The organism is Pseudoxanthomonas sp. LjRoot204_2 (assembly GCF_056175765.1).
On the sequence record NZ_JBGFFG010000052.1, the window covers coordinates 1 to 12,144 of the forward strand.

8 protein-coding genes and 1 pseudogene are annotated in these 12,144 nt (G+C 68.2%); 4 read left to right on the forward strand and 5 right to left on the reverse strand.

Annotated features, from left to right (window positions below; all coding sequences use genetic code 11):
• Positions 1-1,133, reverse strand: a pseudogene (gene aceE, locus AC04L7_RS04255) (pyruvate dehydrogenase (acetyl-transferring), homodimeric type); the annotation flags it as partial.
• Between the two features lie 234 nt (positions 1,134-1,367).
• On the opposite strand from aceE, the gene AC04L7_RS04260 reads away from it, so the two are divergent.
• From AC04L7_RS04260 to AC04L7_RS04275, 4 genes are all read left to right on the forward strand, one after another.
• Positions 1,368-3,398, forward strand: a complete 2,031-nt coding sequence (locus AC04L7_RS04260; protein WP_435996287.1) for a SpoIIE family protein phosphatase — start codon at positions 1,368-1,370, stop codon at positions 3,396-3,398.
• A complete protein-coding gene (locus AC04L7_RS04265; protein ID WP_296280983.1) occupies positions 3,370-3,807 on the forward strand; it encodes an ATP-binding protein in 438 nt (145 codons plus the stop codon). Before AC04L7_RS04260 ends, AC04L7_RS04265 begins: the two co-directional genes overlap by 29 nt.
• Complete coding sequence (locus AC04L7_RS04270) at positions 3,804-4,190, forward strand: STAS domain-containing protein (RefSeq protein WP_475512570.1); 387 nt, start codon at positions 3,804-3,806, stop codon at positions 4,188-4,190. Before AC04L7_RS04265 ends, AC04L7_RS04270 begins: the two co-directional genes overlap by 4 nt.
• Before the next feature lie 101 nt (positions 4,191-4,291).
• A complete protein-coding gene (locus AC04L7_RS04275; RefSeq protein WP_296280979.1) occupies positions 4,292-4,675 on the forward strand; it encodes an STAS domain-containing protein in 384 nt (127 codons plus the stop codon).
• A gap of 152 nt (positions 4,676-4,827) precedes the next feature.
• On the opposite strand, the gene AC04L7_RS04280 is transcribed toward AC04L7_RS04275, so the two are convergent.
• The 4 genes from AC04L7_RS04280 to AC04L7_RS04295 all read right to left on the reverse strand — a co-directional run.
• Entirely contained in the window at positions 4,828-7,125 is a 2,298-nt protein-coding gene (locus AC04L7_RS04280) for an NADP-dependent malic enzyme (protein WP_475512571.1), read from the reverse strand.
• A 115-nt stretch (positions 7,126-7,240) separates the two neighbouring features.
• A complete protein-coding gene (locus AC04L7_RS04285) occupies positions 7,241-8,554 on the reverse strand; it encodes a hypothetical protein (RefSeq protein WP_435996282.1) in 1,314 nt (437 codons plus the stop codon).
• Positions 8,555-8,570: 16 nt separating this feature from the next.
• Positions 8,571-11,639 (reverse strand): TonB-dependent receptor plug domain-containing protein, encoded by a 3,069-nt coding sequence (locus tag AC04L7_RS04290; protein WP_475512572.1) that lies wholly within the window; start codon positions 11,637-11,639, stop codon positions 8,571-8,573.
• A 47-nt stretch (positions 11,640-11,686) separates the two neighbouring features.
• Positions 11,687-12,144: cation:dicarboxylate symporter family transporter (locus AC04L7_RS04295; RefSeq protein WP_475512573.1), on the reverse strand; the 458-nt coding region annotated here is incomplete at its 5' end.

Sequence of the window (12,144 nt, forward strand, 5' to 3'; positions counted from 1 at the left end):
GCGGCATAGGCGGCATGGATCTTCACGAGGTCGTGGCCGCCGCGCTTCAGGCGGTCGATCTGCTCGTCGGTCATGCCTTCGGCCAGGCGCGCGAGCTCGGGGTTCTGGCCGAAGAAGTTGTCGCGGTTGAAGCGGCCGTCCTTGGCCGCGAAGGTCTGCATCTGGCCGTCGACGGTTTCGGCGAACACGCGCGCCAGCGCACCGCTCACGTCCTGCGCGAAGAGCCCGTCCCAGTCGCTGCCCCAGACCAGCTTGATGACGTTCCATCCTGCCCCGGCAAAGAGCTTCTCGAGCTCGTCGATGATGCGGCCGTTGCCGCGCACCGGGCCATCGAGGCGCTGCAGGTTGCAGTTGACGACGAAGATCAGGTTGTCGAGGCCTTCGCGGCCGGCCAGCGCGATCGCGCCGAGGGTTTCCGGCTCGTCGCTCTCGCCGTCGCCGATGAAGCACCACACCTTGCGGTCAGACTTCTCGATCAGGCCGCGGTGCTCCAGGTACTTCATGAACTGCGCCTGGTAGATCGCCGCCAGCGGGCCCAGGCCCATCGAGACGGTCGGGGTCTGCCAGTAGTCCGGCATCAGCCAGGGATGCGGATAGGACGAGATGCCCTGGCCGTCGACTTCCATGCGGAAGTTGTCGAGCTGCTGCTCGCTGATGCGGCCTTCCAGGAACGAACGCGCGTAGATGCCCGGCGCGCTGTGGCCCTGGATGAACAGCAGGTCGCCCGGATGGCTGTCGCTGGGCGCGCGCCAGAAGTGGTTGAAGCCGACGTCGTACAGCGTGGCGCCGGAGGCGAAACTGGCGATGTGGCCGCCGAGGTCGCCGGGCTTGCGGTTGGCGCGCACGACGGTGGCCATCGCGTTCCAGCGGATGATCGAACGGATGCGCCATTCCAGCGCGGCGTCACCGGGGCTCTTGGCCTCGTTCTGCGGCGCGATGGTGTTGACGTATTCGGTGGTCGGCGAGAACGGCAGGTAGGCACCGGCGCGGCGGGTGACTTCGACCATGCCTTCGAGCAACTGGTGAGCACGCAGGGCRCCGTTCTTCTCGATCACCGCCTGCATGGAATCGRTCCATTCGCGGGATTCCTGCGGGTCCGGATCGCTCTGCAACATCTCGTTCAACCAGTTCATTCCCACTCCTGTTGCGCCGCGCGTGGGGCGTGGCGTCGCCGTTACTTGTAGAGCCTTGAAGTGTAACGCACGCACCCCGCGCCAAGCCTGGCTACGCAGGCGTATGGAGAGGACATTGCGTGCCTGTCCCGGGACAACCACCACACCAAAATCAGACCTTTGGGTTATTGCGATGCAGCACGCGGTGCGGGCGTATGATCGGCGTCCGGGGGGAACGCGACGAACAGGGTCGGCATGCGCAACGCAGTGCCCAGCAGTGTCGTGCCAGAACGCGATGTCGCCGGTGCCGCGCACTGGCGCAGCAGCCTGCGCACGCGCATCGCCCTGTGGGCCGGCTTGGTCAACGTGGTGCTGCTGGTGCTGCTGGTGGTGGCGACCGCGTGGTACGCGCGCCGCATGATCCTGGACGACGCGCGCCGTGACACGCAGGCGACGGCGCAGGAAGCCGCGCAGCGGATCGACGGCGCATTGCACGTGGTGACCATCACCACGCAGGGCATGTCGGAGCTGGTGGGCAACGCGCAGCTTTCGCCCGACGAATTGACCACCACCCTGCGCGCGATGGTGAAGGCCACGCCCGGTTGCGTGGGCGGCCTGCTGATCCTGGAGGCGCGCGCGAAGGAGGACGCACCGTTCGCGCGTTACGTGGCCGCGAACGGCAGCGACCGCGATTTCATCGCCGACGGATATGCCTTCCGCGAACAGGGCTGGTACCAGCGCACCGTGGCCGCACCCGCGGGCTGGTGGTCGGAGCCGTACCTCAACCAGACCGCCGGCGACGTGTGGATGGTCACCTACAACATGCCACTGCGCGAACCCGGGCGCGGCGCCCGCACACGCGGCATGGTCAGCCTGGACCTGCCGCTGACCAGCCTGACCGACATGGTCGATGCCCTGGCCCACCTGCCGGGCTGGCGCGTCTCGCTGGTGGCACCGGCCGGCACGCTGGCGCTGAATCCCGAGGTCGGCGTCGAACGCGAGGAAACACTGGAGGACTACATCGCGCGCAGCGGGCGCGTGGATCTCGGCGAGATCGCCCAGGCCGTCCGCGTACGGCGCCCGCTGCAGCATCTCCACGTGGATGCGGTCAGCGGCGAGCGGCGCTACACCGTGGTGGAGCCGGTGGGCGACAGCGGCTGGACCCTGCTGGTGGCGCAGTCCTACGACCTGGTCACTGCCCGCCTGACGCAGGCGCTGTGGTTGCTGGTTGCCATCGGCACCCTGCTGGCGCTGGTGTGCATGCTGGTGGTGAGCAAGCTGGCGCGCCACGTCAGCCAGCCCGTCGAAGACCTCTCCTCCTCCGCGGCACGCCTGGCCCAGGGCGACTACGACATGCCGGTGCCGTTCGTGCAGCGTCGCGACGAAGTCGGCCAGATGGCGCGCACGCTGGAACACGCGCGCGTTTCCATCCGCCAGCAGCTGCACGAGATCGAGGACATGACCGCCGCGCGGCAGAAGCTGGAGAGCGAGCTGTCGATCGCACGCGAGATCCAGCAGGCGATGCTGCCGCCAGGGCGCGTCATCGATCGCGAGGACGCGCATCTGGAAGCGTATGCACGGCTGGAACCGGCCAAGGCCGTGGGCGGCGACTTCTACTGCTTCATCCAGACCGATCCCGACGGCCTGTGGTTCGCCATCGGCGACGTGTCGGACAAGGGCGTGCCCGCCGCGCTCTTCATGGCGCGCACCGTCACCGTGCTGGAGGTGGCCGCCAGTACCCATCCGTCGCCGGAGCGCGTGCTGGCGGAAGCGTCGCGGCGACTGGTGCAGGGCAACGATGCGTGCATGTTCGCCACGGTGCTGTGCGGGCGCGTGGACGTGCGCAGCGGCGCCTGCGTGCTGGCCAGTGCCGGCCACGATGCGCCGTTGCTGCTGCATGCCGATGGCCGCCACGAGGCCTTGCCGGTGCAGCCGGGGCCGCCACTGGGTTTCGAGGTGGGCGATGCGTTCCCGCTGTGGTCCGGGCAATTGCCGGCCGGGGCCACGCTGCTGGCCTGGACCGACGGCATCACCGAAGCGTTTGACAGCCGCGACGTCGCCTTCGGCCCCGAACGCATCCCGGGTGCGCTGCGGTCCGGCGCGACCGCGCGCGAGCAGTGCGAGGCGCTGATCGCGCGGGTTCACGCATTTACCGATCCCGCACCGCAATCCGACGACATCACCGTGCTCGCGATCCGGCGTCGGCTGGACAGGGCCGCCGCTTCCTCCGAAGCTCCGCCAACCCAGGAGAACGCACATGCAGATGCGACTGTTCATCCCGCGTGAGCACGCCCGCGTGGACGACCTCAACGCCTCGCTGGAAGCCGTATTGGCCAACAATGGCGTCAGCCGTGCCATCCAGGGCGACGTCAGGCTGATCGTCGAGGAACTGGCCAGCAACGCCATCGAGCACGGCGACCTGGCGCGGGTGGACGCCGAAGAACACGAACTGTGCGTGGACATCGCGATCCGCGACCATGTGCTGACCCTGGAATTCCGCGAGAGCGGCGCGCCGTTCAATCCGCTGGAGCAACCTGCCCCCGACCTGGATGCGGACATCCTCGACCGGCCCACCGGCGGGCTGGGCCTGCACCTGGTCCGGCAGGTGGCCGAAATGGCCACCTATCAGCGAATGGGTAACTACAACGTGCTGCGCCTGGCGCTGCGCATTCCCACCGAGGAGACGTCCGCATGAGCCTGGAAATCGAGTTCCATCCCCCGGGCAAGGGCAGCCAGCGCGCGCTGCTGCGTGGCCGGCTGGACAYCCACACGTACGAAGACCTCGACGAAGCGCTGGCGCCGTTGCTGACCCGCCAGCTGCACTCGCTGGTGCTGGACCTGTCCGGGCTGGAGTACATCAGCAGCGCCGGCATCCGTTCCATCTTCAAGGCGCGCAAGACGCTGGCCCCGCACGGCGGCAAGGTGTTGCTGGTCAATCCGCAGCCGCAGATCCAGAAGGTGCTGGACATGGTGAAGGCCGTGCCGTTGAACGAGATCTTCTCGTCCACGGCGGAGGCCGATGCCTATCTCGACGTGATGCAGCGCAAGGTGCTGGATGCCGCCGAGGACGACGACTGAGCCGCCGCACCCTCGGCCCGCATTTGTTTTACGATCCAGCGCTGCCTCCCTGCCTCCCCGGGCTTCCCCCACCCGGCAGATCCGCTTCACCGAGATGCCCGATGACTTTGGAGATTGAGGTCTACCCGCCCGTCAACGGCAACCAGTACGTGGTGCTGGGCGGCCGGCTGGACACCGCCAGCCACGGCCAGCTCGACGACGCACTGGCGCCGATGCTGGCGGCGCGCCCGCAGGCACTGGTGCTGGACCTGGCGCACCTGGACTACATCAGCAGCGCCGGCGTGCGCAGCATCCTGAAGGCGCGCAAGGCGCTCGCGCCGCACGAAGGCCGCCTGCTGGTGGTGCATCCGCAGGAACAGATCCGTAAGGTCATCGAGATCGTGCAGGCGGTGCCGATGGACGAGATCTTCGAATCCAGCGCCGATGCCGATGCCTACCTGGATGCGTTGCAGCGGCGGATCCTGGATGGGGAGGAAGAGGACTAGCCGCAAAGCAAGGTTGTGGGAGCGACGTAAGTCGCGATGAGGCTTTACCGGTAGCCCATCGCGACTCACGTCGCTCCCACACCTGAAGTCCTGGACACCGACCAAGAAAAAGCCCCGCATGCGGGGCTTTTTCTCTCCAGGGCTCGGACCCATCAACCCGGTCCGTTGCGCTCGGCCTCACGTTGCAGGCGGATCTGCGCATCGACCGCGGCGATGGCGGTCATGTTGATGACGCGGCGTGGGGTGGCGCTGGTGGTCAGGATGTGGACCGGCCTGGAGATGCCCATCAGGATCGGGCCGATCGCCACGCCGTCGGTGACCACGCGCACCATGTTGTAGGCGATGTTCGCCGCGTCCAGGTTGGGCATGACGAACAGGTTCGCGCGGCCCGAGAGCGTGCTGCCTGGCATCATGCGGCTGCGCAGCACCTCGTCCCATGCGGTGTCGCCCTGCATCTCGCCATCGACGTTGAGGTCGGGCTTGYGCTTCAACAACAGCTCGCGCACGCGGCGCATCTTGATCGAACCCGGCGTCTCGTGGCTGCCGAAGTTGGAGTGCGACAGCAGCGCGATGCGCGGCTCGATGCCGAACAGCTTCAGGCGGTACGCCGCCTGCAGCGTGGCCTCGGCGATCTGCTCGGCGGTCGGGTCGTCCTGCACGTGCGTGTCCAGGAAGAAGTACGCGCCCTGGTTGTTGATCACGCCGGTCATCGCCGAGGTCGACTGCACGCCCGGGTCCAGCGGGATCACGCTGCGTACGTAGCCCAGCTTCTTGTGGAAGCGGCCGACCAGGCCGGTGATCATCGCGTCGGCTTCGCCGCGCGCCACCATCACCGCGGCGATCAGCGTGGGCCGCGAACGCATCAGGTTCTTCGCCGCCGCCGGCGTCACGCCGCGGCGCGAGGTCAGCGCGTGGTAGTGCTGCCAGTAGTCGTTGAAGCGCGGATCGTCATCCTGGTTGGTGATCTCGAAGTCGACGCCGGCGCGCATGCGCAGGCTGAGGCGCTGGATGCGCGCATCAATCACGTCCGGGCGGCCGATCAGGATCGGGAACGCCAGGCCTTCGTCGATCACCGTCTGCACGGCGCGCAGCACGGTCTCTTCCTCGCCTTCGGCATAGACCACGCGCTTCATATCGGCGCGCGCGCGGTCGTATACCGGCTTCATCATCAGGCTGGTGCGGTAGACGAACTGGCCCAGCTTCTCGCGGTAGGCCCACATGTCGGTGATCGGACGCAGCGCGACACCGCTGTCCATGGCCGCCTGCGCGACCGCCGCGGCCACTTCCACCAGCAGGCGCGGATCGAACGGGCGCGGGATCAGGTATTCGGGGCCGAAGCACGGCACGTCGTCGCCGTAGGCCGAACCCAGGTCGGATGCCTCGCGCCGCGCCAGCTTGGCGATGGCGTGCACGCAGGCGACCTTCATGTCCTCGTTGATGACGGTGGCGCCGACATCGAGCGCGCCGCGGAAGATGTACGGGAAGCAGAGCGCGTTGTTGACCTGGTTCGGATAGTCGCTGCGGCCGGTGCCGATGATGACGTCCGGGCGCACGGCCTTGGCGTCGGCCGGCGAGATTTCCGGGTTCGGGTTGGCCAGCGCCAGGATGACGGGCCTGTCCGCCATCGTTGCGACCATCTCCGGCTTCAGGATGCCGCCGGCCGACAGGCCCAGGAAGATGTCCGCGCCGTCGACGATCTCCGCCAGCGAACGCTTGTCGGTATCGCGGGCATACCGCGCCTTGTCCGGGTCCAGGTGCGGGCGACCGGTGTAGATGACGCCGTCACGGTCGAAGGCCAGGATGTTCTCCGGCTTCAGGCCCAGCGCCACCAGCATGTCCAGGCAGGCGATGCCGGCCGCGCCGGCGCCGCTGGTGGCCAGCTTCACGTCCTCGATCTTCTTGCCGATCACTTCCAGCGCATTGACCACCGCGGCGCCCACGATGATCGCGGTGCCATGCTGGTCGTCGTGGAATACCGGGATCTTCATGCGTTCGCGCAGCTTGCGCTCGACGATGAAGCACTCCGGCGCCTTGATGTCTTCCAGGTTGATGCCGCCGAAGGTCGGCTCCAGCGAAGCGATGATGTCGACCAGCTTGTCGGGGTCGTGCTCGTTGATCTCGATGTCGAACACGTCGATGCCGGCGAATTTCTGGAACAGCACGCCCTTGCCYTCCAYCACCGGCTTGCCGGCCAGCGCGCCGATGTTGCCCAGGCCGAGCACCGCGGTGCCGTTGGTGACCACCGCCACCAGGTTGCCGCGCGCCGTGAGCTCGCTGGCCGCGTTCGGGTCTTCGACGATCGCCTCGCAGGCAAACGCGACGCCCGGCGAGTAGGCCAGCGCCAGGTCGCGCTGGGTGAGCATCGGCTTGGTCGGTGCCACCTTGATCTTGCCGGGCGGGGACAGGCGGTGGTATTCCAGCGCGGCCTGCTTGAAATCGTCGTTCGTCATTGCGGAAACGGTGCCTGTGGTGAAGGCGGGGGAGCGGCAATTCTACCCCTTCCCCGCCGGGCCCGGACTTGGGCCGTTGCGGCGCTGCGTCACGCCGTGGTCATGCAGGACGCACTCAGGGCGCGATGAAACGGCATGCTGCGCGTGTCCGCGACGTGCGCGCGCAGGTCTCGGCGAAGGTCGTGGCCGGCGGTCGCGTGCCGGTGTCGAGCCAGCGCTCGAGCACCCGCAGTGCGGTCGCGTACGTCGCGTCCTGCAGGCGGCTGTGGTCGCGCTCATCGGTCAGCGCCTGCAACAGCAGGTGGCCACGGCCGGCCGCGGCGACGGTCGCCCTGTAGGCCGCGTCCGCGTCGTACGACACGGTCGGATCGTGGCGCGCATGCACGGTGACGGTGGGCAGCACGATCAGGCCGGACAGGTCGGCGTCGTAGGCCAACCGGGCGACGGCGGCGGGATCGGCGGCGAAGCGCTCGACGCCGGCGTTGAGTGCGGTGTCATCGCGCGAACCACGATAGACGGTGGTGCGATTGTCGAAGGGGTTCCGGCCACCCAGCCGCTTCTGCACCACGTCCTGGAAGTGGAACGTGCCCCACGCCAAGTGCGCGACCAGCTGCTGCTCGGCCACGCCGGTGACGGCGAGGATGTCGCGCAGGTTCGCCGCCTGCGCGGGCGTGCGCTTCGACGCCGGCTGGTCGACACCGGTGCAGGCGTCCACGCGCTTGCGCAGGTCGTCGCGGGTCATCTTCGCGCCGGCAGGTAGCCCTTGCCACACCGGATACTGCGCTTCCCCGACGGCCGGATGGTTGCGGCAGTAATACTGGTAGACCGCACGCAGGTCGGCGCGGAAGCCGTATGCCCGCGTGCCCCCGAACAACAGGCCGTTGGTGGTCAGTACCCCATCGAAGTTCGGCCCGCCATCGATGTCGAGCGCATACAGTTCCGCCGCCTTCGCCGCGACGTTGCCGCCCCACGACTGACCGTGCAACAGCGTGCGTTCCGGACGGCCCCAGCGCGACCAGAACACGCGCCGGCTGTGCTCCACGTCGGCCGCCGCCATCCGCACGCCGTAACCGCCGCGGCGATACGTGGTGCCGATCCAGGCATGGCCTTCCCGCACCATGACCGCGAAACGGTCGAGGTCCTCCGCCGAATCCCCGGCCTTGGGCTCGCCGAGCCGCGGCCCGCCGTGCGCATGCACGATGAGCGTGCGGTTCCAGCGGCGCGGCATGGCGACCAGCAGCCAGGCCCCATTCACGTCCTGCCCTTCGAGACAGTCGACCTGCGCGCCGACCGACGCCGGACACGCCACGGGGGCGAATGCGACGTCGGTGTCGGTGTCGGTGTCGGCGGCCGCCGCGCCGAGAGGCGGCACGAAGGCGGCCAACGCGGCGAGCGTGGCGGCGATCCAGCGGCGGCTCGTGCTTCGCATCGCGGCTGCAGGCTCCTCAGAACGAACGGCTGATGTTGACGTACCAGTAGCGACCCCACGGATTGTGCAGCGACCCGCGATAACCGCCATCGGCCAGCGACGGGCCCTCGTCGGTCAGGTCGCGCACGCCCAGGCGCACGGCGGTGCCATCGGCGAAGCGGTACTGACCATACAGGTTGTGCGTCAGGCGCTGGTCGACCACCCACGGATCGCCCGAGAGGCCCAGCAGCTGCGGCTGCTCGAACGAGCTCATGTACTGCGCCGAATAGCCCACACGCCACGCCGCCTTGTTCCATGTCAGCGAACCGCTGGCGCGCCATTCCGGCCGGCCGTTCTGGCCGATCAGCTGCGATGGGTCCGGCAGCGGCGTCAGCGGATCGATGGTGCCGGCCGCACGCGCGGCGTACAGTGCATTGACGATGTCGCCCGGATCACGCGTGAATTCCAGCAGGCGGGTGGCGTTGAGGTTGACCGAGAACGAACCGAAGCGGGTGCGCCGCAGCGACCAGTCCACGCCGAAGTCCAGGCCGCCCGCCGTCTGCGGCTGCAGGTTGATGAAGCGGTCGTTGATGGCGATGACGCGGCCCACGGGATCGATCCCGGTGCCGGCGAACGCGTCGATGTCCTCCTGCGTCGGGGCTTCGCGCACGACGAGCGGGTTGCTGCCGCCGCCGACGCGTGCCAGGTAGTCCACCGTCAGCGCGGTCTGCGCGCCGAGCAGGCCGACGATCTRCTCCTGCTTGATCTTCCAGCGGTCGACGGTGAAGGTGAAGTTGCCGAAACGGTCGGGGATGAAGGTCGGCTGGAACACCACACCGAAGGAGGTGTTGGTGCTCTCTTCCGGCTCCAGGTCCGGATTGCCGGCGACCAGCAGCGACGCACCGGCGGTGTTCTGACCACAGGCACTGAAGGAGGCGATGCGGCCGGCGCGCAGGTCGGCTTCGCAGCGGATGTGGTCCACGCCGCTGGCCAGGCGCGCGTACTGGGTGGCGTTGGTCTGCTCCAGGTTCGGCGCGCGGAAGCCTTCCGAGTACGAACCGCGCAGGCGCACGCCCTCCACCAGGTCCCAAGCCAGCGCCACCTTGGGCTTGGCGACGGAGCCGAAGTCGGAGTAGTGCTCGTAACGGCCGGCCAGCTGCATGTCCAGGCGATGCACCAGCGGGATGTCCATGTCCTCGGACACCAGCGGGACCGCGAACTCGACGTAGGCCGAGCCGACATTGCGCGAGCCGCGCGTGTCCGGATTAGGACTGACCGCCGCCACGTTGCTCAGGTTGGTCTCGCCGGTGACCATGTCGGTGAACGTGTAGGTGCCATCGAGATTCGCATCGCGATCGTCGCGCTGCGTCTCGCGGCGTGCTTCCGCACCGAAGGCGATGCCGACATCGCCGGCCGGCAGCGAGAACAGGTCGCCACGGCTCATCTTGAAGTCGGCCATCGTCAGCGTGGTGCGCGACTCGCGCACCAGGTCGAACACGATGCCGTCGATCGCCGCCTGCGAACTCGGCGAACAGTCGCCGTAGGTCGGCGTGGACACGCAGCCGCCACTGAACGGGTTGTAGGCATCCGGCGTGGCCAGTGCCAGCTGCTGCTGCAACAGGGTCATGTTGATGTTGGGCGAACGGTCCTCGGCCTCGGCTTCGGAGTACAGCAGCGCCGTCTCCCAGTTCCAGCCGTTCCACTCGCCACGCAGGCCGGCGAGGAAACGCGCCTGGTAGTTCTCCACGCGCACGCGCTGGAAGCCGGTGTCGACGTAGCGGTAGTTGCTCATCTGCACGGGCAGGCCGGCGGCGGGCACGTTGGTCAGGCCCGGCAGGCGGTTCGGATTCGGCGAGCCATCGGGCAGCGTGGCCGCGCCGAACGGATTCCAGTAGTTGGTCGCCGGGATCCACAGGCTGTTGAGGTTCACCACCGGTGGCTGCGTGGCTTCGCTGACGGCATGGTAGAAGCCGACCTCGCCGAACGCCTCGACGGTGTCGGTGACGTCGTAATGGCCGGTCAGGAACACGTTGATGCGCTCCACCGACGGCCGCACGCTGGTGCCGTAACGCGTGTCGTAGCGCATCTCGCGGTTGGTGGTGTTGAAATTGTGGTTGCCGCTGGCCAGGCAGAGATCATTGCCGAGGCTGACGCCGCAGCCGAAGCTGGAGGGCTGGATGCGGAACGCGCCCGCGGTGTTCGTCACCGCCGTGCCGTTGGACCGGATCACCGCGCGCGGGCCCACCGTGAGGCGCGCCCACGGCGTGTGCGACGACCGGCCATCGAGCGCGGACAGGCCGGCGAAATCCGGATAGTCCGCAAACAGCGCACGCAGGTCGTCGGTCGCGGTGAAGTCCTGGTCGTCCGCCATCAGTTCGGAGCGGTCGACGTAGTTGAGGAACAGCGAGACATTGCCGCGATCGTAATTGCGGCCAGCGAACAGGTTCACTTCGAACTCGTTCATGCCGGTGCCCTCGGCGCCGCCATAGCGCGTGCTCGCGCTGACGCCATCGAAGTCGGCCTGCAGCACGGTGTTGACCACGCCTGCTACCGCGTCGGCGCCGTAGATGGCCGCCGCACCATCCAGCAGGATCTCCATGCGGTCCAGGCCGGAGACGGGGATCGCGTTCGAATTGAAGCTCTGCACCGGCACCGTACCGGTATCGGACGTGCCCTGGCTGGTAGGGTGCTGCACCAGGCGGCGCCCGTTGAGCAGCACCAGCGTGTTGCCGACGCCGAGCGAACGCAGGTTCACCGAATTGACGTCACCGCGCGCCGCGTTGCTGGTCTGCGGGTTGTTCGAGGCGTCGAACAGCACGTCGCCCATCTGCGGGATGGTGCGCATCAGCTCGTCGCCGGAGATCGCACCGGCAGCATCGATCTGCTCCGCGCCGACCACCAGCACCGGCAGCGCATCGGTGGTGGCCGCGCCCTGGATGTGCGAACCGACCACCACGACCTTGTCGAGCGTGGTCGCGTCGTCGGCGGGCGCGGACTGCGCCGCCGGTTCGGCGGGCGGGGTGGCGTCCTGCGCGGCCGCGGCATGGATCACCGCCAGCAAGGCCAGCGTCAGGCTGCTGCGCAGCGGAGCACGGCGTGGGTTCAAGGCATGCATCGTTCAGTCCCTCCTCTGAAGACGTGGTGTGGCCGGCGTCAGTCGGCCGTGAGTCGTGTCGGATCGCCCGGGCCTGCGGCCGGATCGGGCGCGGCGGCGATCGGTGCAGATGGCCCGCCCAGCGCGCGCGCCAGCGCGTCGCGGTCGAGCGCGTTCTCCCAGCGCGCGACCACCAGCGTGGCCACGGCGTTGCCGGTGAAATTCGTCAGCGAGCGGCACTCGCTCATGAAACGGTCGATGCCCAGGATCAGCGCCATGCCGGCGACGGGCACTTCCGGCACCACCGCCAGCGTCGCGGCCAGCGTGATGAAGCCGGCGCCGGTGACGCCCGCGGCGCCCTTCGAACTCAGCATCGCCACCAGCAGCAGCATGATCTGGTGGCCGAGGCTCAGCTCGGTGTTGGTGGCCTGCGCGATGAACAACGCGGCCAGCGTCATGTAGATATTGGTGCCGTCSAGGTTGAACGAGTATCCGGTGGGCACGACCAGGCCGACGA